We start from the raw sequence: 21,471 nt of genomic DNA, 5'->3' as shown, positions 1-21,471 counted from the left end.
TGTCGCCGCGATCTGCCGGCTGTCGCGACTGCCGTCGCTCCCACAAAAGCCAGGCTCGGCTTCGCTCTCTCTCCACTTGCGGGGCGAGACCACACGGCTTGCGCGCCTTCGGTGCGCGTGTGAAGCGGAGCGGGCCGGGGCGAGGAGGCGGACATCGGCGGGACATCGCTCGCGGCGGCTTCTACAATCACGTGCACCGTGGCGTGGGAACACCGACCGATGAAAATCGCCAGCTGGAACGTCAATTCGCTCAACGTGCGCCTGCCGCACCTGGAGCAGTGGTTGCGCGACGCCGCCCCCGACGTGGTCGGGGTGCAGGAAACCAAGCTCGAGGACGCGCGCTTTCCGGATGCGGTGCTCGCCGCGCTCGGCTACCGCACCGTGTTCCACGGGCAGAAGACCTACAACGGCGTGGCGATCCTGGCGCACGACCGCATGATCGCCGACGTGCAGATGGGTATTCCCGATTTCCACGACGACCAGAAGCGGGTGGTCGCGGCCACCGTTGACGACGTCCGCATCATCAACCTGTACGTCGTCAACGGCCAGGACGTGGGCACCGAGAAGTACGCCTACAAGCTGCGCTGGCTGGAGGCGGTGCACGACTGGATCGCGCGGGAACTGCAGGCGCACCCGAAGCTGGTGGTGCTGGGCGACTTCAACATCGCCCCGGACGCGCGCGACGTGCACGATCCGGCGGTCTGGAACGACGACCACATCCTGACCTCGACCGCCGAGCGCGCGGCGCTGCAGCGGCTGCTGGCGCTCGGGCTGCACGACGCCTTCCGCCTGCACAACGACGAGGCCGGCGTGTTCAGCTGGTGGGACTATCGCCAGGCCGCGTTCCGTCGCGGCATGGGCCTGCGCATCGACCTGACCCTGGTATCGGACGCGCTGAAGCCGCTGGCGGTCGCTTCGGGCATCGACCGCGAGCCGCGCACCTGGGAGCGGCCCAGCGATCATGCGCCGGCCTGGGTGCAGCTCGCCCGCTGACGCCGCACATCGCGGCGATGCCGGCGGCGCGCATTCCCGCGTGCGGCGCTAGGATGATCCGGCCTTCGACGGCGCGACCGCGACGTCGCGCCCTGCCGCCATGACCGCGTACCGATTCGACGATTTCGTTCTCGATGCCGCCAAGCGCGAGCTCGTCCGCGCCGGCGCGCCGGTGCGGCTGTCGCGGCGCGCCTTCGACTGCCTGGCCTGCCTACTCGCGCATCGCGACCGCGACGTCGGCCGCGACGAGCTGGTGGCCGCGGTGTTCGGACGTCCGGACGTCTCCGACGCGCAGCTGGGCCAGATCGTGCTGCGCGCGCGGCGTGCCGTGGGCGACGACGGCCACGACCAGCGGCGCATCCGCACCGTGCCGCGGTACGGGTTCCGCTGGATCGGCGGGACCGAGACGCTCGCCGACGCACCCGGCAACGCCGGATCCGCTCCGGAGATCCCTGATACGCCGGCGGCTACCCGATCGGCCGCTCTCCGGCCGCATCCGCCGCCAGGCGCGACGCGCGGCCGTCGCGCCCGGCTGGCGGCACTGTTGCTGGTGCCCGCCGTGGCCGTCCTGGCCACCCTGGCCATGCGTCCGTTGCTGCGCGCGCCCGCGGCACCCGTCGCGACCCCGGCATCGACGACCGCGGACCTTCCGCAGCGCGCGACGGTCCTGGTGCTGCCCAGCCGGATCGACGGCCCCGACGGCATGCAGTGGGCGCGGATGGGCCTGATGGACTACCTGGCCGACCGCCTGCGCCGCACCGGCCTGCCGGTCCCGCCCAGCGAGACCACGCTGCGCATGGCCGGGAACACCGGGCCCGGCGCCGCGGCGGACCTGCGCCGGCGCGCCGGCGCCGGGTTGCTGGTCGACAGCCATGCCATCTACCGCGACGGGCGCTGGCGGGTGGAGCTGGCGGCGACCGCCGGCGACGGCATCACCCAGCGCGGCCGCGCCGGGCACGCGGACCTCATCCGCGCCGCCCGGACCGCCTGCGACCGGCTGCTGGCGGCGCTGGGGAGGACGCCGCCCGACGACGGCGAGGAGGATCCGCCACCCGGCCTGCACGAGCGCCTGCTGCGGGCGCAGGCCGCCACCCTCGCCAACGAGCTGGACGCCGCGCGCGCGATCCTGCGCACGGCGCCGGAACTGCAACGGCAGGCGCCGCAACTCCGCTACCGGCTGGCGCAGGTGGATTTTCATGCCGGCCTCTACGAGCGCTCGCTGGCCGAACTGGACGCACTGCTGGCGCAGGCCGGCAGCGACGACCCGCTGTTCCGCGGCAACCTGCTCAACGCACGCGGCGCCAACCGCATCCGCCTGGACCGCCACGACCAGGCGCGGCGCGACTTCGAGGCCGCCGTGGCCCTGCTCGATCCGCAGCGGCATCCGGCCGAGGCCGGCAAGGCGCTCAACGGGCGCGGCATCACCCGCCTGATCCTGGGCGACTTCGACGGCGCCCTGGCCGACCTCGGCCGCGCGCGGATCCTGCTCATGCGCATCGGCGATGCGGTCGGCGCGGCCCGCATCGACGCCAACCTCGGCCACCTGGAACGCCGCCGCGACCATCCGCACCAGGCGCTGGCGCACTTCGTCGCGGCCGCGCGCGCGTTCGAGTCGCTGGGCGCGATCAACGAGCTGGCGAGCACGCGCTCGATGGTGGTCGACACCCACCTGCAGCTGCTGCAGAACGCCCAGGCCGCGCAGGCCAGCGAGCGGGCTTTGGCGATGCGCCCGCGGATCGGCGATGTCGCGCAGCGGGCCATGGTCGACCTCACCCGCGCCCAGGCGCTGCTGCGCCTGGGCCGCCTGCGCGAGGCCGGCCGCCTGCTGGCGGCGCCAGCGGCCGACAGCCGCCCCACCGATTTCCTGCGCGACCAGGCCGCGCTGCTGCGGGTCGAGCTGGCGCTGCAGGCCGGACGCGCCGCCGCCGCGGTACGGCTGGCGGACGCGGCGCTCGCGGAATGGACGCCCGCGGCCGAACCGATCCGCGGCTGGATGCTGCTGCGGCGCGAACAGGCGGCCCTGGCCGCCGAGCTGCCCGGGCTGGCGCCCGGGCAGGCCGTAGCCGGCGCGGAACCGTCCCTGCCCGACTACCTGATTCGGGCGATCGCGCTGCAGCGCGGCGGCGAGGAAGCCATGGCGCACCAGGCCTACCGACAGGCCCTGGCCGAGGCCGATCGCGCCGGCGCGCCGCGCGACCTGGTCGAAGTCGCGGACGACTACGTCCCCTGGCTGATCGAGCAAGGCCGCCTGTCCGAGGCCGCCGAACTGGCCGGCCGCGTGGCGCCCTGGGCGGCGCACGACTTCGACGCGGCCCTGCTGCAGCTGCGCGTGCATCACGCGACGGGCCAGCGCGAGGCGTGGCAGGACGCGCTGCGCGCCGTCCGGCGGCTGGCCGGGGAACGTACGGTGGCGCCGTTCCTGCTGTTGCCGCCCGCCGCGGAGCCCGCGCAAGCGATTGATCCGGATGCGCTTTCCGCGGACGCAATGAAATAGTCATGGGAATGGAATGCCGCCCCCCGGGCGGCATGCGATGGATGCCGGCACGCCGGCATCCGTCGGCGCGTTTGCGGACGAACCGGCACCGGCTCGCCGCGACCCCTCGAACGCGGAGACACAAGCACGATGAAGTCGATCTTCTCGGCCCTGCCGGCGGGCGCCGGTATCGCCGCCACGCCCGCCCGACCGCCGCGGCATCCCGGTTCCGCTGCCTTCCCGGCAGTGCGCCGCAATCCCCTGGTCCTGGCCCTATGCGCCGCCCTGCCGCTGGCCTTCGCGGCATCCGCCTGGGCGCAGACGACCGCCGTGCCCGATTCCGACCCCACCGCCGTGACGGCCGCCACCGAGGACACCGTCGCAACGCCCGACGGCGGCGACGAGACCGGCGAAGGCGATGCCGCCGCCGCCACGGCCACCCTCGCGGACGACGAGGGGCCCGGCATCGAAAGCGTCGAGGCCGCCGAGCGCTACTTCCAGGTCAACGGCGATCCCGACGGCGGCGACGACGCGCTGGCGCTGGGCGATTACGCCACCGCCATCGGCGCCGGCAGCCTGGCCCTGGGCGCCGAATCGCTTGCGCTGGGGCACCTGTCCACCGCCATCGGCGACTTCAGCACCGCGATCGGCTACGGCACCAGCAGCGGCGGCACCTCGGCGCTGGCCATCGGCGGCTACGCGGTGCTACCCGAATACAACGCCGGCTCGGCACCGATGATCGAGATGGTGACCTCGGCCAACGGCGAGAACGCGACCGCGGTCGGCCCCGGCGCCAGCGCCGACGGCCTGGCCGCGCTCGCGCTCGGCGCCGGCGCCGAGGCCTCCGGCCCCATTTCGATCGCGATGGGCCTGCGGGCGCAGGCGGTCGGCGGATTCTCGATGGCCCTCGGCGCCTGGAGCTACGCGGACGGGCTGGGCGCGACCGCGATGGGCGTGGCGTCGCGTGCCGAAGGCGAGAGCAGCACGGCGGTCGGCGCCGGCGCCACAGCGGATGGCTATGGCGCCACCGCGTTCGGCCAGGGCAGCTACGCCAGCCAGGACAGCACCGCCGTCGGCAGCGTGGCCAGGGCCGAGGGACTGCTGTCGACCGCGATCGGCCCGGGTAGCGAGGCCACGGGCTATATAGCGACCGCCCTGGGCGGCGGCTCGCGCGCCTACGGCGATTTTTCCATCGCCACCGGCTTCCAGGCCTTCTCGCGCGGCAGCGGCAGCGTCGCCATCGGCGAGTACGCCGAGACCGGCGGCTATCTGCCCAAGGAGCCGCCGGACGAGGAACCCGGCCCCTGCTGGATCTGCCCGCCGGAGGAGGACGGCCCGCTGGCCGTCGGGCCGCTCGGCGACGGCATCACCCAGCCGGCCGACGCGGTCAATGCCGTGGCCATGGGCCACCACGCCCAGGCCTGGGCCGACCGCAGCCTGGCGATCGGCGAGTACGCCGCCGCCTTCACCGAGAACAGCGTGGCGCTCGGCGCCGGTTCGCATGCCGATCGCGACAATGTGGTCTCGGTGGGCGCCGCTGCCGAATGGCGCGCCTCCGACGGCACCATGCACGCCGCGGTGCAGCGCCAGATCGTCAACGTCGCCGCCGGCACCCAGGGCCACGACGCGGTCAACGTGGCCCAGCTCGGCCAGTTCGCGCCGGTGCTGGGCGGCGGTGCCACGCTCGTCGACGGCGTGCTGAGCCTGCCCACCTACGGCATCCAGGGGCAGAACTACACCGACATCGGCTCCGCCTTCACCGCGATCGACAGCCGCCTGAGCAGCCTGCAGACCGCCATCGACGGCATCGAGCCCGTGCCCGGGCCGTCCGGACCGCCGGGACCTCCCGGACCGCAGGGACCGGAAGGCCCGCCGGGACCCGGCGGCAGCGGCGGCATCGCCTACGACGACGACGGCAAGTCCGCGCTGACGCTGGAAGGCGAAGGCGGCACGCGCGTGCGCAACGTCGCCGACGGCACGGCCGCGTCCGACGCCGTCAACAAGCGGCAGATGGACGCCGGCGACGCCGCCGCCCTGGACTCGGCGCGCGACTACGCGGACACCGCGTCCACGCGCACCCTGTCATCGGCCAAGGCCTACACCGACCAGCGCTTCACGGCGCTCAACGACGACTTCCTGCGCCTGGAGCAGAACGTCGGCAGGCGCCTGGACCAGCAGGACCGGCGGATCGACAAGATCGGGGCGATGAGCACGGCGATGATGAGCATGTCGATCAACGCCGCCAACAGCCGCAGTCCGCGCGGACGCATCGCGGTGGGCGCCGGCTGGCAGGGCGGCGAGAGCGCGCTGTCGGTGGGCTATTCCAAGGCCATCGGCGACCGCGCCTCGTTCAGCCTGGGCGGCGCCTTCACCAGCGACGAGAGTTCGGCCGGCATCGGCATCGGCTTCGACCTGTAGCGCCATCCGTCCCGCGTCCGCGGCGAATGCCGCGGACGTCGTCTTCCGAACCATGCGGTTCCGACACCGCCGGAACCGCCGACCCACGATGAGGATTGCCATGCACATGCTTCTCCGCACGTTTGCCGGGTTGGCGCTCGGCGCTGCCGCCGCCGCGTCCGCCTTCGGCGGCGACCGCCCGGCCGTCGACCGCGCACAGGCTTCGCCGCGCGCCCTGGGCGCGACCGTCAAGATCGCGCCGCCGCCGCGGCAGCGGCCGCCGCAGCGGGCCCGTTTCAGCCGCTTCATCGTCCAGTATCGCGATGCCGGGCGCGGTGCGCCCGCGCCGACCGCGGCCCTGGGCAGGATCAACACCGCCGCCGCGGACGTGGGACTTGCCGCCGCGGGCACGGCCGCCCTGCGGTTGCGGCACGTCCGCCGCAACGCGTTGGGCGGCGACGTGGTGGCCAGCTCCCGGTCGCTGGACGCCGTCGAGGCCGAACGCTTCCTGGCGCGCCTGCGCCTCGATCCCGAGGTGGCCTACGCGCAACCGGACTATCTCAAGACCGCGCTGGACACGGTGCCCGACGATCCCCGCTACGCCGATCTGCAGTGGGACCTGCACCATCCGGTCGGCGGCGTGAACGCACCGCAGGCCTGGGACGTGTCCAGCGGCGAGGGCGTGGTGGTGGCGGTGATCGACACCGGCTACGTCGAGCACGTCGACCTGTCCGCCAACCTGGTGCCGGGCTACGACTTCATCAGCTGGTACGGCCAGCAGATCGGCGGCGAAACCTATCCCGACATCGCCGGCGACGGCGACGGCCGCGACGCCGACGCCCGCGATCCCGGCGACTGGACCGACCAGAGCATGATCGCCTGGTGCGGCGCGATCAGCCCCAGCTCCTGGCACGGCAGCCACGTCGCCGGCACGGTGTCGGCGGTGACGAACAACGGACGCGGTATCGCCGGCCTGGCGCACGGTGCGCGGGTGCAGCCGGTGCGGGTGATGGGGCACTGCGGCGGGCTGACCTCGGACATCGTCGACGCCATCGTCTGGGCCTCGGGCGGCCAGGTCGACGGCGTGCCCGCCAATGCCACGCCGGCCGAGGTGCTCAACCTCAGCCTGGGTTCCAACAACGCCTGTTCGGCCGATCCGGCCACGCAGGCGGCGATCGACGATGCCCTGGGCCGCGGCGTGAGCGTGGTGGTGGCCGCCGGCAACTCGGGGCAGGACGCCGCCAACCACAGTCCGGCCAGCTGCGCCGGCGTGATCACCGTGGCCGCCACCGACGTCAACGGCGCGATCGCCTACTACAGCAACTTCGGCCACAACGTCAGCCTGGCGGCGCCCGGCGGCGGCGCGCAGCCCGACGACACCGGCTGGATCTGGTCGACCGGCAACAGTGGCCAGACCATGCCCGTGGCCAGTCCCGAAGGCGATGTGCTGATCGGCCAGGCGGGCACCTCGATGTCCGCGCCGCACGTGGCCGCCACGGTGGCGCTGATGCAGAGCGCCGCGGTCGCGGCCGGGCATCCGCCGCTGACTCCGGCCCAGGTCAAAGCCGTGCTCAAGGGCACCACCAGGCCGTTCGGCTTCGCGCCGCCGGCCAACCGCCCCATCGGCACCGGCATCGTCGACGCCGCGAGCGCCACCGCCGCCGCCGCCGAGGGCTTCGACGAGAGCGATCTGGCGCTGCCGCTGACCGATCGCGTCCCGGTCACCGGCGGCAGCGGCGAGGCGGCCGAGGACCTGCTGTTCAAGGTGACGGTGCCGGCCGGCGCGCGCAGCCTGACCCTGCGCAGCTACGGTGGCGTCGGCGACGTCGACCTGTTCGTCGCCCGCGAGCGCGTCCCGACCGACAAGGACTACGACCGCGCCTCCCGGCACGCGGGCAACAGCGAGTCGGCGACCATCGCCGCACCGGCCGCCGGCACCTGGTTCCTGCGCCTGCGCAGCGGCGTGCCGTACCGCGGCGTCTCGGTGCTGGCGGTAGTGCAGTAACGTCGCGCCAGGCACTCATTTCCGCTGCGGTGAGAAGCGGGCCGTCGCCACGGGTGCCGCCAATGAATAGCCGGCACCTCCAAGGGCAAGATATCGATCCATCGCAATAGGCCCGGCCGGCTGTTTGCACCGCCCTTAGCGACGGGCCCTACCTCCCCGCAGCGGAGAACCGCTCGCGCGTCGCGCTCTACTGAGAAGGAATCGTTCAATCGAACAGCTTGCCCGGATTCATCACGCCGTTCGGATCGAGCACGCCGCGGATGCCGCGCATGACCGCGATCTCCGCCGTGCTGCGGGTGCTGTCGAGATAGGGCTTCTTCACCAGGCCGATCCCGTGCTCGGCGGAAATGCTGCCGCCGTGGCGCCGCAGCAGGTCGGCCAGCAGTTCGGTGACGCGGCCGCACTGCGCCATGAACGCCTCGTCGGCGACATCGTCGGGCTGCAGCACGTTGATGTGCAGGTTGCCGTCGCCGATGTGGCCGAACCAGACCACCTCGAACCGCGGATACGCCTCGCCCAGCAACGCCTGCGCCTCGGCGAGGAAGGCGGGCATGGCGGAAATCCGCACCGCGACGTCGTTCTTGTACGGCCGGTAGCGCGCCACCGCCTCGGTGATGCCCTCGCGCAGGCGCCACAGCTGCTGCGCCTGCGCCTGGCTCTGGGCGATGGCGCCGTCGAGGATCCAGCCCTGCTCCATGCACGCCTCGAACGCGGCCAGGCCCGCGGCCTGCTGCGCCTCGTCGGCGGCATCGAACTCGGCGACGACGTAGTACGGATGCACGTCGTCGAAGGGATTGCCGGCGCCGTGCGCGAGCACGTGCCGCAGGCCGCGGTCGGTGAGGAACTCGAACGCCTGCAGCCGCAGCCGCGCGCGGAACTCGGCGAACACCCGCATCAGCACCTCGAACGAGGGCAGCGCCAGCAGCATGGTCTGCGCCGGCGGCGGCGGATCGGTCAATTTCAGCGTCGCCTCGACGACGATGCCGAGCGTGCCCTCGGCGCCGATCGCCAGGTGCCGCAGGTCGTAGCCACTGGAGTTCTTGACCAGGCCGCGGTTGAGGTCGAGCAGCTCGCCGCCGCCGGTGACCAGCTTCAGGCCGGCGATCCATTCGCGGGTGTTGCCGTAGCGGATCACGCGGATGCCGCCGGCGTTGGTGGCGACGTTGCCGCCGATCGAGCAGGAACCGCGGGCGCCGAAGTCGACCGGGTAGAGCAGGCCCTGCGCGGCCGCGGCCTCGTGCACCGCCTGCAGCGCGATCCCCGGCTGCACGGTCAGGGTGCGGTCGACCGCATCGAAGGCCAGCACCCGGTTCATCCGCTCCAGGCCGACCACCAGCTCGCCGTGCGCCGCGACCGCGCCGCCGGACAGGCCGGTGCGGCCGCCGGACGGCACCAGTGCGACGCGCTGCGCGTTGGCCCAGCGCACGATCGCCTGCACCTCGTCGCTGCTGCCGGGCAGCGCGATCGCCAGCGGCGCCGGCGTCCAGCGCCGGGTCCAGTCGCGGCCGTAGTGCTCGAGGTCGGCGGGATCGGTCTTCAGGTGCAGGCCGGGGACGGCCTGGCGCAGGGCATCGAGACGCGGATCGTTCATCGGGGGCGGTCGTGTTGAGGAGGAAATGGCGGGGACGCTTGCCGACTGCGTGGACTCCCGATCCGTTCCGTCGTACTCGCGGAGGCGACATCGGCGCCGTTGCGCGGAACGTCCATGGATGCCCGCCTGCGCGGGCATGACGGCCGGAGGAACGCCGAGGCCGCGCGCGGCACGTTGTTGCGGTGCAGCGACACGCCAAGCATAGTGCACGATCCCCGTTCCCGCCGCCCGACCACCGCAATGACGCCCCCCAGGACCTCCTACCCCAAGCAGGACATCCGCGTGCTGCTGCTGGAAGGGATCAGCCAGACCGCCGTCGACGCCTTCCAGGCCGCCGGCTATTCGCAGATCGAACTGCACGACAAGTCGCTGCCCGAAGCGGCGCTCAAGCGCGCCGTCGCCGGGGCGCACCTGGTCGGCATCCGCTCGCGCACCCAGTTGAGCGCCGAGGTGCTGGCCGAGGCGCGGCGGCTGATCGCGGTCGGCTGCTTCTGCATCGGCACCAACCAGGTCGACCTGGAGGCCGCGGAACTGGCCGGCATCCCGGTGTTCAACGCGCCGTACTCCAACACCCGCAGCGTCGCCGAGCTGGTGATCGCCGAGGCGATCCTGCTGATGCGCGGGATCCCGCGCAGGAACGCCGAATGCCATCGCGGCGGCTGGTCGAAATCCGCCGCCGGCAGCCACGAGGTGCGCGGCAAGACCCTGGGCATCGTCGGCTACGGCCACATCGGCACCCAGGTCGGCGTGCTCGCCGAGTCGCTGGGCATGCAGGTGCTGTTCCACGACATCGAGGCCAAGCTGTCGCTGGGCAACGCCCACGCCGCCGCCGGCCTGCACGACCTGCTCGCGCACAGCGACGTGGTCTCGCTGCACGTGCCGGAAACCACCGCCACGCAAGGCATGTTCGGCGCCGCCGAGATCGCGGCGATGAAGCCCGGCGCGCACCTGCTCAACGCCTCGCGCGGCAGCGTGGTCGACATCGACGCGCTGGCCGCGGCGCTGCGCGAGGGCCGCCTCGGCGGCGCCGCGGTCGACGTGTTCCCGGTCGAGCCCAAGGGCAAGGACGAGGCGTTCGAATCGCCGCTGCGCGGTCTCGACAACGTGATCCTCACCCCGCACGTCGGCGGCAGCACCCTGGAAGCGCAGGACAACATCGGCCTCGAGGTCGCGGCCAAGCTGATCCGCTACAGCGACAACGGCTCGACCCTGTCGGCGGTGAACTTCCCCGAGGTCGCGCTGCCCGGGCACGAAGGCAGCCGCCGCATCCTGCACATCCACCGCAACGTGCCGGGCGTGCTGTCGCAGGCCAACGACCTGTTCCGCGAACACGGCATCAACATCGACGGCCAGTACCTGCGCACCGACAGCAACGTCGGCTACGTGGTGATCGACGTCACCGCATCCGAAAGGCAGGCGGAGGACCTGAAGAGCGCCCTGGCCGCGATCCCGGGCACGCTGCGCACGCGGGTACTGTATTGAGAGCCGGGATTGGGGATTCGGGATTTCGGGATTCGTAACGGGCATGGCATCGTCGCTTTTTGCGAATCCCCAATCCTGAATCCCCAATCCCGGCCCCCAAAACAAAGGCCCGGCGATGCCGGGCCTTTGGTCACCACGGAACCTTGGGTGCGACTTTCAGCGCACGCGGCCGCGGCGGAACAGGTTGACGATCGCCAGCAGGATGACCGCGCCGATCAGCGAGACGACGACGCTCATGATCGAGATGCCTTCGTTGATCGAGGGCGCGCCGAGCAACGGACCGATCAGCCAACCGCCGATGAAGGCGCCCACGATGCCGACCACCACGTTGAGGATGATGCCCTGCTGCGCATCGGTCTTCATGATCAAACTGGCGAGCCAGCCGACGATACCGCCCACGATCAACCAGATGATAATGCCCATGCTCCGGACTCCTTAGCGTAACGAAAGGGATGTAAGACGCCTCCCCTGTGTGTGGGGGCGGGAGTCAGTCTGAACAGCCGTACGTGATGGCTACGTCAGCGGAAACCCGGCGCGGGCATGGGGCGCTGCCCGCCTGTAAGCCATTGATACCTCAGGTGCGTCGCTATTGCATGCCGCCCTGCAACAGACGCAGCAACGCCGCGCGCGGCAGCTTGCCGGTCTCGTTGCGCGGTAGTACGGCGACGCGGCGCAGCCGCCGCGGCAGGAATACCGGATCGACGCTGCGGCGCAGCGCCGCCTGGATCGCCGCCTCGTCCAGGTCCGGCGCCACCACCAGCGCGGCGATGCGCCGCACGCCGGCGGCATCGCACTCGTCCAGCTGCAGCATCACGCCGTCCTCGACGCCGGGAATCGCCAGCAGCCGGCGGGTCAGGTCGCCGAGCGAGGCGCGCTTGCCGGCGATCTCGAGCAGGTCGGAGCGCCGGCCGCACAGCAGGAAGCGCCCGTCCGCCTGCAGCTCGACCAGGTCCGACAGCACCACCGGCGCATCGAGATGTTCGCCCTCGACCTGGGTCCCGTCCGGCTGCGGATGCAGGCGCACGCCCGGCAGCGGCGTCCAGGCCTGCTCGTGGGCGGTGCGGCGGCGGGCGATGATGCAGGTCTCGGTGGAACCGAACACCTCCCGCACCTCGCAACCGAAGCGTGCCTCGGCGGCGACGGCCAGCGCCTGCGGCAGCGGCGCGGTGGCGCTGACGATGCCCGCCAGCGGCGGCAGCGCGACGGTCGATTCCAGCAGCGCGCGCAGATGGACAGGCGTGGTCACCAGCAGGCGCGGCGCCTGCGTCTGGCGTAACGCGGCGGCGATATCGCCGGGAAAGAACGGACGCGCCGCATGCACCGCGGCGGCGGCCAGCAGCGGGAACAGCACCGACATCTCCATGCCGTACATGTGCTGCGGCGGCACGGTGGCGACGATCTCCGCGCCCGCATCCTGCGGCCACAGGCCGGCGAGCGCGGCGAGGTTCTGCGCGGTGCCGGCGCGGAATCCGTTCCAGCGCTTGCGGTTGGGCAGCGGCCCGCCGGTGCTGCCGGAGGTGAAGCCGATCGCCGCCAGCACCGCGTCGTCGACCGTCGGCGGCGGCCCGTCGGCGAGCGGCAACGGATCGGGCATGTGCACGAAGTGCGGCAGCGGCGACAGCGACGGCGCTTCGCAGCCGCAGGGCGCGCAGTCGCCGAGGCAATAGCTGTCGGGATGCTGCACGCGCACCTCGTCGATCGCGGCGCGGGTGCGCGAAGGCGGCAGCAGTGTCGTCTGTCCGCGCACGGCGACTGCGCAGAACGCCACCAGGAACTGGTAGCGGTCCTCGCACAGGTTCACCGCGCAGGCGGCGTCGGGCAGGCATGCGGCCAGGCCGCGCACCTGGGCGAAGAACGTGCCGAGCGTGATCCGCTGGTCGCCGGCGATCGCCAGGATCCGGGCGGGATCGCCCACGGCGAGCGGACGGCGAGGGCCGGGATGGGCGGACGGCGATGGCTGGCTGACGATGACTGCGGACATCCGATGAGCTGCATGGCGCGCTGCGCCACATCCTCCTGCTGTGCCTTCGCGACGTTCGCCGCTTCCCCTTCCGATAGCTTACGCTGCGGCCCCACGATCCGGTCAAACGGCTTTCATGTCCCTGTCTCCCGGCCAACTGCGGCTCGAACGCGTGCGCTGCGCCTGGCGGCCCTACCGGCGCGGCGACGCGGCCGAACCGCAGGTCCGTGCCTGGCTCGAGGACACGCTGGGCCTGGCGCCCGAGGCGCTGGTCCTGCAGCGCAGCGCCCACGGGCGCCCACAGTTCGGCGCGCCGCCGCAGTCCCGCGACGTGAGCTGGAGCCACAGCGGCGAGGGCCTGCTGATGGCGCTGGGCGAGGACGTGCGCCTGGGCTGCGACCTGGAATGGCTGCGGCCGCGGCCGCGCGCGCTGGAGCTGGCGCGGCGTTATTTCACCGCCGCCGAGGCGGATCGGCTGGCCGCGCTGGCGCCGGCACGGCTGGAGGCCGCCTTCGTGCGCCTGTGGTGCGCGAAGGAAGCGGTGCTCAAGGCCTACGGTCGCGGCATCGCCTTCGGCCTGCACCGTCTGGAATTCGGCGAGCGCGACGGCGCCCTCGCGCTGCTGGCCTGCGACCCGGCGCTCGGCGCGCCCGCCGACTGGACGCTGCACGGGTTCGTGCCCGCGCCCGGCTACCTCGCCACCCTGGCCTGGCGCACCCCGTAGAGCGGAGCTTGCTCCGCTGCGCGGGCTCCGGAGCCGGGGACCCGTAGAGCCGAGCTTGCTCGGCTACGCAGGCTCCGGAGCCGAGACCCGTAGAGCCGAGCTTGCTCGGCTACGCGGGCTCCGGAGCCGAGACCTGTAGAGCCGAGCTTGCTCGGCTACGCGGGCTCCGGAGCCGGCAGCAGCGGAGCAAGCTCCGCTCTACGGGGCCTGACTTCTGAATTCGCCGGCCGCGACCGCCGGCATTGCGCGCTCCTACAATGGCGGGATGCCGGACACCTTTTCCCCACAACTGCACGACACCCTGTCCTTCGGCCTCGACACGCTCGGCCTCGACCGGGCGCTTTCGACCCCGCTGCTGGCCTATCTCGACCTGCTGCTGCGCTGGAACCGCGCCTACAATCTCACCGCGATCCGCGATCCCGGGCAGATGGTGGTGCGGCACCTGCTCGATTCGTTGGCGATGCATCCGTACGTCGCCGCCACCGGCACCCTCGCCGACCTCGGCACCGGGCCGGGGCTGCCCGGCATCCCGCTGGCGATCGCGCATCCGGCGCTGCAGGTGACGCTGGTCGAATCCAACGGCAAGAAGGCGCGCTTCCTGCGCGAGGCGGTGCGTACGCTGCACCTGGACAACGCACGCGCGCTGGAGTCGCGCGCGGAGGCGGTCGACGCGCCCGGCGCCTTCGATGCGATCACCGCCCGCGCCTTGGCGACGCTGCCCGAGATCCTTGCCGTCGGCGGCCACCTGCTGGCGCCGGACGGTCGCCTGCTGGCGATGAAGGGCGCGCGGCCGGACGCCGAGATCGCCGCCCTGCCGCCCGGCTGGCGCCTGGAGGCGCTGCATCGGCTGGCGGTGCCGGGGCTGGAGGCCGAACGCCATCTCGCGGTGGTGCGGCGGTCGCCGTGACCGGCCGCCGGCGACCGTCGGCCTGTCCTGGTGCCGGCTCTCCTGCATAATCCCCGGTCCGGCCCCGGTTCGCGGCCGGCATCCCGCATCTCGAGGTCCCGGAGCCCATGGCCCGCATCATCGCCATCGCCAACCAGAAAGGCGGCGTCGGAAAGACGACCACCGCGGTCAACCTGGCCGCCGCGCTGGCCGGCACGCCGCGGCGGGTGCTGCTGGTCGATCTCGACGCGCAGGGCAACGCCACCATGGGCAGCGGCGTCGACAAGCGCGAGCTGTCGGCCTCGACCTGCGACGTGCTGCTCGAGGAACAGCATGCCGATGCCGCGATCGTGCGCACCGAGGAAGGCTTCGACCTGCTGCCGGCCAATGCCGACCTCACCGCCGCCGAGATCGAGCTGATGGACGAGGAGGGGCGCGAGCAGCGGCTCAAGCGCGCGCTCGACCCGCTGCGCGCGAACTACGACTTCATCATCATCGACTGCCCGCCGGCGCTGTCGCTGCTCACGCTCAATGCGCTGACCGCCGCCGATTCGGTGCTGGTGCCGATGCAGTGCGAGTACTACGCGCTGGAGGGCATCACCGCGCTGCTGCAGACCATCGACGCGCTCAAGGGCCGGCTCAACCCGGCACTGGAGATCGAAGGCGTGCTGCGTACCATGTACGACGTGCGCAACAACCTCACCAACGCGGTGTCCAACGAACTGGTCGGGCATTTCGGCGACAAGGTGTTCCGCACCATCGTGCCGCGCAACGTGCGCCTGGCCGAGGCGCCCAGCCACGGCCAGAGCATCGTCGGCTACGACCGCGGCTCGCGTGGGGCGATCGCCTATCTCGGCCTTGCCGGCGAGGTGGTGCGGCGCCAGCGCGAACGCGATCTCAAGGAGAAGGCGGCATGACCGCTGCGAAACAGAAGACCGCCCCGGCCAAGAAGCGCGGCCTCGGGCGCGGGCTGGAGGCCCTGCTCGGCCCCAAGGCGGCGGAAACCGCGCCGGCGCTGGAGGCCACCTCGGCCGACACGCTGCATTCGCTGCCGGTCGACGCGCTGACGCCGGGCAAGTTCCAGCCGCGCCGTACCATGGACGAGGGCAAGCTCGATGAGTTGGCCGAGTCGATCCGGGCGCAGGGGGTGATCCAGCCGATCGTGGTGCGCGACCTCGGCGGCCGCCGCTTCGAGATCATCGCCGGCGAGCGTCGCTGGCGCGCCTCGCAGCGCGCCGGACTGGCCGAAGTGCCGGTGGTGGTGCGCGAGGTCGACGACCGCACCGTGGTGGCGATGGCGCTGATCGAAAACATCCAGCGCGAGGATCTCAATCCGCTGGAGGAAGCGCAGGCGCTACAACGGCTGATCGAGGAATTCATGCTGACCCACGCGCAGGCGGCCGAAGCGGTCGGACGCTCGCGCGCGGCGGTCTCCAACCTGCTGCGGCTGCTGGAGTTGCCGCCGGCGATCCGCGCATTGCTGGAGGCGCGGCGGCTGGAGATGGGCCACGCGCGCGCGCTGCTGACGCTGTCGCCGGAACTGGCCGGCAAGCTGGCGGCCGAGGCCGCGGAACACGGCTGGTCGGTGCGTGAGGTCGAGCATCGCGCGCAGCAGTTCGCCGAGGGTCGCATCCCGGCGCGCAAGAAGGCCGGCAGCAAGCCGAAACCGCAGCAGGCCGACATCGCCGCGCTGGAGAACGAACTGGCCGAGACCCTCGGCGCCAAGGTCAGCATCGCCCATGGCCGCGGCAACAAGGGCCGGCTGGTGATCCACTACAGCGATCTCGACACGCTGGACGGCCTGCTGGAGCGCCTGCGCGGCAAGCGCGGCTGACTCCGGACCAGGGATTCGAAGCCGGACTCGGGAAACCCGCAGCACCGTCATCCCAGCGCAAGCTGGGATCCAGTTTTTGCATCGGCCGGAAGCGCCGGTCGCGACTGCCGGTGAAGAACCAGTCACGGTCGTCGTCGCTTCCACGGTTACCATCCCCGCTGCCGCCGCCATCCGTCCGCCACCGACCGCCCACTTCCCATGCCCACTCTCGTCACCGGCGCGGCCGGTTTCATCGGCGCCTACGTACTGCGCGCGCTCGCCGCACGCGGCGAAGCCGTCGTCGGGCTCGACAGCTACAACGACTACTACGACCCGCAGCTCAAGCGCGACCGCGTCGCCGCGCTGTGCGCCGACGCCGACATCCGCCGGCTCGACCTGTGCGACCGCGACGGCCTGGCCGCGCTGTTCGACGAGATCGCACCGGCCCGGGTGATCCATTTGGCGGCGCAGGCCGGCGTGCGTTATTCGCTGCAGAATCCGCACGCCTACGTCGACAGCAACCTGGTCGGCTTCGTCAACCTGCTGGAGCTGTGCCGGCACCGCGGCGTCGAGCACCTGGTGTACGCGAGCTCGTCCTCGGTCTATGGCGACTCGGCCGCGCCGCCGTTCTCCGAGGACCAGCGCGTCGATCAACCGCGCTCGCTGTACGCCGCGACCAAGGTCGCCAACGAACTGATGGCCCATACCTATGCGCAGCTGTACGGCCTGCGCGCGACCGGTCTGCGCTTCTTCACCGTGTACGGCCCGTGGGGCCGGCCGGACATGGCGCCGCTGATCTTCAGCCGTGCGGTGCTGGCCGGGCGCGCGATCGAGGTCTTCAACCACGGCCGCATGCGCCGCGACTTCACCCACATCGACGACATCGTCGCCGGCGTGCTCGGCGGCTTCGATCATCCGCCGGAGGAAACGCCGCCGCACCGGGTGTTCAACCTCGGCAACCACACGCCGGTGGAGCTGGAGGATTTCATCGCGGTGATCGAACGCGCCGTCGGCCGCGATGCGCAGAAGGTCTATCGCGAGATGCAGCCCGGCGACATGGTCGAGACCATGGCCGACACCCGCCGCGCGCACGCCGCCTTCGGTTTCGAGCCGTCGACGCCGATCGCCACCGGACTGCCGCCGGTGGTGGACTGGTGCCGCGAGTATTTCGGCGATCGCGCCTGATCGGGAATCGGGAATCGGGAATCGGGAATCGGGAATCGGGAATCGGGAATCGGGAATCGGGAATCGGGAATCGGGAAAAGCTATCGTCCGCTCGTCATCCCAGCGCAAGCTGGGATCCACTTTGATCTTTGCTTTTCGAAAGGCGAGAGCAGGAGCAAATGGATGACTCGCTGCGTTCGCCCCCGTATCGAGTACGGGGGAGGCTCTTCGGGCCATTCGCTGACGCGAATGTTCGCTCCGGCCTCCGGCCTGCGCAGTCCAGCTTGCGCTGGGATGACGGCGGACACTGTCCGGCTATCGGCGGCCATCGACGGCTATCGGCTACCAACCATCTTGCTCTCCGCGCCTGCGACTTCCGGCCCACGCACCGGGTTCGCCCGGATGCGATGATGCCGGCTTGTACCGCCGACGGATCCGAACACGTGAAACGCACCCTGTCCGCCTTGCTGCTCGCATTCCTTTTCCTCGCGCCCGCCGCCTGGGCGCAGCCCACGGACGCCGACGCCGCGTTCCAGGCGATCCACGAGAAGGAGTGGGGCTGGCGCGAGGCCGAGTTCAGCCACGACGACGAGGACACCGTCGCAGCCGCCGACCGGCGCCTGACCGACGTCGGCGCCGAGGCCCAGGCGCGCCGACTGCAGGTCTGGGAGGACGTGCTGCGCCAGCTCGACGCGATCGATCCGGCCCAGCTCTCGCCCGAGAACCGCGTCAACCTGGCGGTGTACCGCCCGCAGATCGAGAACCTCGCCGCCAGCATCCGCGTGCGCGCCTACGAGATGCCGTTCAACTCCGACAGCTCGTTCTGGGCCAACCTCGGCTTCATGACCCGCCGGCCGTTCGGGAACGCCGACGACTACCGCGCCTATGCCGCGCGCCTGCGCGACGTCCCGCGCTACTTCGACCAGCACATCGCCAACATGCGCGCCGGCCTTGCCCGCGGCTTCAGCGTGCCGCACGCAGTGCTCGACGGCCGCGACGTGTCGATCGCCGCGGTCGCGGAACTCGAGGATCCGGAACAGGCGAACTTCTGGACGCCCTACAAGCGCATGCCGGCGTCGATCCCCGCCGCGGAACAGGAAACGCTGCGCGCCGAAGGCCGCGCCGCAATCCGCGAGGCGGTGATCCCGGCGTTCGCGACCCTGCTGACCTTCTTCCGCGAGGAATACGTGCCGCAGGCGCGCACCACCCTGGCCGCCGAGGAGATGCCCGGCGGCGAAGAGTTCTACCGCCAGCAGATCCGCGAATACACCACGCTGGACCTGTCGCCGGAGGAGATCCACGCGATCGGCCTGGAAGAAGTCGCCCGCATTCGCGCGGAGATGGACACGGTGATCGAGCGCACCGGCTTCGACAGCGACTTCGGAGCCTTCCTCCGGTTCCTGCGCACCGATCCGCAGTTCTATGCGAAGACGCCGGAAGAGCTGCTGCACCGCGCCGCCTGGATCGCCAAGCGCGTCGACGGCGAGGTCGGCAAGTTCATCGGTACCCTGCCGCGCGGGCGCTTCACGATCGTCCCGGTGCCGGACGACATCGCCCCGTACTGGACCGCCGGCCGCGGCGGCGTCGGCACCTATTGGCTGAACACCTACGACCTGCCGTCGCGGCCGCTGTACAACCTGCCGGCGCTGACCCTGCACGAGTCCTCGCCCGGCCATTCGATGCAGGGCGCCCTGGTGGCCGAGCGCGAGGACGACTGGCCCGGATTCCGCGGCGAGTACATCTCCGCCTATGGCGAAGGCTGGGCGCTGTACACCGAGAAGCTCGGCCAGGAGATGGGGATCTACGAGACGCCCTACGAGGAGTTCGGCCGCCTGACCTACGAGATGTGGCGCGCCGCGCGCCTGGTGATCGACACCGGCGTGCACCACAAGGGCTGGACCCGCGAGCAGGCGCTGGCCTACCTGCGCGACAACACCGCCCTGTCCGAGCACGAGGTGACCACCGAGGTCGACCGCTACATCTCCTGGCCGGCGCAGGCGCTGTCCTACAAGCTCGGCGAGATCGCGATCGTGCGCCTGCGCGAGGAGGCGGAGCGCGAACTGGGGCCGAAGTTCGACATCAAGGCCTTCCACGACGCGGTGCTGGCGCAGGGCGCGGTGCCGATCCCGCTGCTGGAATCGCAGATCCGCGCCTTCATCGCCGAGAGCAAGGCGGCGCCGGCCGTGGACGACGAGACGCAGGCGCCCTGAGCGCGCAGTCACGGTACCGGAACGCGGCCGGTCGAAGACGACGGAACGGACTTCGGCTCCTTGCGGAAGCCTCGGTCCGGCTTCGGCCTGGAGTCGGGCCGAAATCCCTCCCGCTGACCGGATGGGAGCGGCACCCGCAAAGCCGCCGATTCGCTCTCAATCGATGTGTTCGACGCCGGCTTCCTCGGCGAACGCCAGCCATGGATGGCGCCGCGTCTCGTAGACCGAGACCCATGGCGCCGGGAACCCGGGATCGGCGAAGGCGCCGACCGGCACCGCGATCAGGTCCGGCGCGTCCTCCAGCGTGTACCAGAGCGTGCTGCCGCAATCGGGGCAGATGCGGTAGGTGACGCGATTGCCGCTGTCGGCGGTGCGGGCGTATTCCGAAACCGGCCCCTCGCCGAACGCGACCCGCTCGCGCGGGAAGCGCGCCTGCACCCCGAAGGCGCTGCCGGTGCGGCGCTGGCACGCCAGGCAGTGGCAGACCGACACGCGCACGGGCTCGCCCTGGCAGATGAGCTGCAGCCGGCCGCAGCGGCAGGTCGCGGTTCGGGCCATCGGGACGTCTCCTGGGTGGGGCCGCCAGCGTATCGCCGATTCCCCCGTGCCGGGCAGGTGCAACGGGCACCGCCGTAGGAGCGCGCCATGCGCGCGATGCCGCGGGCATTGCGCCGCCATGCGATTCCGTCCACCGGCGCGCCTTCCGGCCCGCGGCAGGATCGCCGATGACGGAGACGGAGACGCCCGCGGCATCGCGCGCATGGCGCGCTCCTACGGCGGCGGACGGCCCCAGCCGCATGCCCGACGACACCTTCCCGATCGCGCGCCCAAGTGCTTGCGGCACAAGGGAAATCCCGACATAATGCTCGGCTCGCCGTGTCCGGCCCGCCTGTCGCGGGGCCCGGAAACCGCCCGGAAGCGCGATCTCCGGCCGGTCCGCGCCGCGAATCCAGACCCGTATCGCGCCGCGGTGGCGACACCCGGGGGCCGACGCTTCCCTGGCCAAGGGGGGCACCATGTGCGGATCCCTCCGCAGAAGCCTGGCCATCCATGGCCAGACTTTCCAAGTTACGAGGTGCGTATGTCCCGAGTATGCCAAGTGACCGGCAAGCGAACGACGACCGGCAACAACGTCTCGCATGCCATGAACCGAACCCGCCGCCGTTTCCTCCCGAACCTGCACGAGCGCCGGTTCTGGGTTGCCAGCGAGAACCGCTGGGTGAAGCTGCGCGTTTCCACCAAGGCCCTGCGCATCATCGACAAGAACGGGATCGATTCCGTCCTCGCCGACCTCCGCGCACGCGGCGAAAAGATCTGAGGAGGACTGACCCATGGCTTCCAAGCGCGACAAGATCCGCCTGATCTCCTCGGCCGGTACCGGCCACTTCTACACCACCGACAAGAACAAGAAGAACACCCCGGGCAAGATGGAGATCAAGAAGTACGATCCCGTCGTCCGCAAGCACGTGTCGTACAAGGAAGGCAAGATCAAGTGACGTAGCGGCGCGTTCGCAACGCGAACGCCTTTGCCGCTACGTCATCCCGGCGCAAGCCGGGATCCAGTGCCTTACCGCTTTGCCGGAACGTTATCCCGGCGAAGGACGGGACCCAGAAAAGCCCGCCGCAAGGCGGGCTTTTTTTGTCCCTGCTGGAGCACAGCCGGACCACGGCGCCATGCCGGCGACGGACGGGACACGGAGTCGGGGGGGGGGGGGGGGGGGGGGGGGGGGGGGGGGGGGGGGGGGGGGGGGGGGGGGGGGGGGGGGGAGGGGG

17 protein-coding genes are annotated in these 21,471 nt (G+C 71.6%); 13 read left to right on the top strand and 4 right to left on the bottom strand.

The genetic code is table 11. From position 1 onward, the window contains the following. Positions 1–219: 219 nt before the first annotated feature. From xth to AB5T46_RS18250, 4 genes are all read left to right on the top strand, one after another. Positions 220–993: an exodeoxyribonuclease III gene (gene xth / locus AB5T46_RS18265; protein WP_370565513.1), complete on the top strand. Its 774-nt coding sequence runs from the start codon at positions 220–222 to the stop codon at positions 991–993. Positions 994–1,093: 100 nt separating this feature from the next. Further along, complete coding sequence (locus AB5T46_RS18260; protein ID WP_370565512.1) at positions 1,094–3,487, top strand: winged helix-turn-helix domain-containing protein; 2,394 nt, start codon at positions 1,094–1,096, stop codon at positions 3,485–3,487. A gap of 129 nt (positions 3,488–3,616) precedes the next feature. Next, positions 3,617–5,884, top strand: coding sequence for a YadA-like family protein (locus AB5T46_RS18255; RefSeq protein ID WP_370565511.1), 2,268 nt, complete (start codon positions 3,617–3,619; stop codon positions 5,882–5,884). A 100-nt stretch (positions 5,885–5,984) separates the two neighbouring features. Next, entirely contained in the window at positions 5,985–7,868 is a 1,884-nt protein-coding gene (locus tag AB5T46_RS18250; RefSeq protein ID WP_370565510.1) for a S8 family peptidase, read from the top strand. A 205-nt stretch (positions 7,869–8,073) separates the two neighbouring features. On the opposite strand, the gene AB5T46_RS18245 is transcribed toward AB5T46_RS18250, so the two are convergent. Then, entirely contained in the window at positions 8,074–9,459 is a 1,386-nt protein-coding gene (locus AB5T46_RS18245; RefSeq protein ID WP_370565509.1) for an FAD-binding oxidoreductase, read from the bottom strand. Positions 9,460–9,699: 240 nt separating this feature from the next. On the opposite strand from AB5T46_RS18245, the gene serA reads away from it, so the two are divergent. Continuing rightward, complete coding sequence (gene serA / locus AB5T46_RS18240; RefSeq protein WP_370565508.1) at positions 9,700–10,941, top strand: phosphoglycerate dehydrogenase; 1,242 nt, start codon at positions 9,700–9,702, stop codon at positions 10,939–10,941. Between the two features lie 156 nt (positions 10,942–11,097). Here serA and AB5T46_RS18235 read toward each other — a convergent pair whose 3' ends face one another. Both AB5T46_RS18235 and AB5T46_RS18230 read right to left on the bottom strand, forming a co-directional pair. After that, positions 11,098–11,364, bottom strand: coding sequence for a GlsB/YeaQ/YmgE family stress response membrane protein (locus AB5T46_RS18235; protein WP_370565507.1), 267 nt, complete (start codon positions 11,362–11,364; stop codon positions 11,098–11,100). A gap of 163 nt (positions 11,365–11,527) precedes the next feature. Then, on the bottom strand, positions 11,528–12,922 hold the full coding sequence (locus AB5T46_RS18230) for an AMP-binding protein (RefSeq protein WP_370565506.1): 1,395 nt from the start codon (positions 12,920–12,922) through the stop codon (positions 11,528–11,530). Positions 12,923–13,037: 115 nt separating this feature from the next. Between AB5T46_RS18230 and AB5T46_RS18225 the strand changes: the two genes are divergently transcribed. From AB5T46_RS18225 to AB5T46_RS18200, 6 genes are all read left to right on the top strand, one after another. After that, positions 13,038–13,625 (top strand): 4'-phosphopantetheinyl transferase family protein, encoded by a 588-nt coding sequence (locus AB5T46_RS18225; protein ID WP_370565505.1) that lies wholly within the window; start codon positions 13,038–13,040, stop codon positions 13,623–13,625. Positions 13,626–13,890: 265 nt separating this feature from the next. Next, the gene (gene rsmG, locus AB5T46_RS18220) at positions 13,891–14,532 is read left to right on the top strand and encodes a 16S rRNA (guanine(527)-N(7))-methyltransferase RsmG (protein WP_370565504.1); all 642 of its coding nucleotides are present in this window, start codon (positions 13,891–13,893) and stop codon (positions 14,530–14,532) included. 107 nt (positions 14,533–14,639) lie between these two features. Continuing rightward, a complete protein-coding gene (locus AB5T46_RS18215) occupies positions 14,640–15,428 on the top strand; it encodes a ParA family protein (RefSeq protein WP_370565503.1) in 789 nt (262 codons plus the stop codon). Beyond that, the gene (locus AB5T46_RS18210) at positions 15,425–16,345 is read left to right on the top strand and encodes a ParB/RepB/Spo0J family partition protein (RefSeq protein WP_370565502.1); all 921 of its coding nucleotides are present in this window, start codon (positions 15,425–15,427) and stop codon (positions 16,343–16,345) included. Before AB5T46_RS18215 ends, AB5T46_RS18210 begins: the two co-directional genes overlap by 4 nt. Positions 16,346–16,543: 198 nt before the next feature. After that, on the top strand, positions 16,544–17,509 hold the full coding sequence (locus tag AB5T46_RS18205; protein ID WP_370565501.1) for an NAD-dependent epimerase/dehydratase family protein: 966 nt from the start codon (positions 16,544–16,546) through the stop codon (positions 17,507–17,509). A gap of 389 nt (positions 17,510–17,898) precedes the next feature. Beyond that, the gene (locus AB5T46_RS18200) at positions 17,899–19,698 is read left to right on the top strand and encodes a DUF885 domain-containing protein (RefSeq protein ID WP_370565500.1); all 1,800 of its coding nucleotides are present in this window, start codon (positions 17,899–17,901) and stop codon (positions 19,696–19,698) included. Between the two features lie 156 nt (positions 19,699–19,854). Here AB5T46_RS18200 and AB5T46_RS18195 read toward each other — a convergent pair whose 3' ends face one another. After that, positions 19,855–20,256 carry a GFA family protein gene (locus tag AB5T46_RS18195; RefSeq protein ID WP_370565499.1) on the bottom strand — a complete coding sequence of 134 codons (402 nt, stop codon included), beginning with the start codon at positions 20,254–20,256 and terminating at the stop codon, positions 19,855–19,857. A 523-nt stretch (positions 20,257–20,779) separates the two neighbouring features. On the opposite strand from AB5T46_RS18195, the gene rpmB reads away from it, so the two are divergent. Beyond that, entirely contained in the window at positions 20,780–21,016 is a 237-nt protein-coding gene (rpmB, locus tag AB5T46_RS18190) for a 50S ribosomal protein L28 (RefSeq protein WP_370565498.1), read from the top strand. Positions 21,017–21,029: 13 nt separating this feature from the next. Beyond that, a complete protein-coding gene (rpmG, locus tag AB5T46_RS18185; protein WP_149195320.1) occupies positions 21,030–21,194 on the top strand; it encodes a 50S ribosomal protein L33 in 165 nt (54 codons plus the stop codon). Positions 21,195–21,471: the final 277 nt, after the last annotated feature.

The organism is Luteimonas salinilitoris (genome assembly GCF_041300785.1).
GTDB classification, from domain to species: Bacteria; Pseudomonadota; Gammaproteobacteria; order Xanthomonadales; family Xanthomonadaceae; genus Luteimonas; species Luteimonas salinilitoris.
This window is presented reverse-complemented; position numbering and strand designations above follow the sequence as displayed.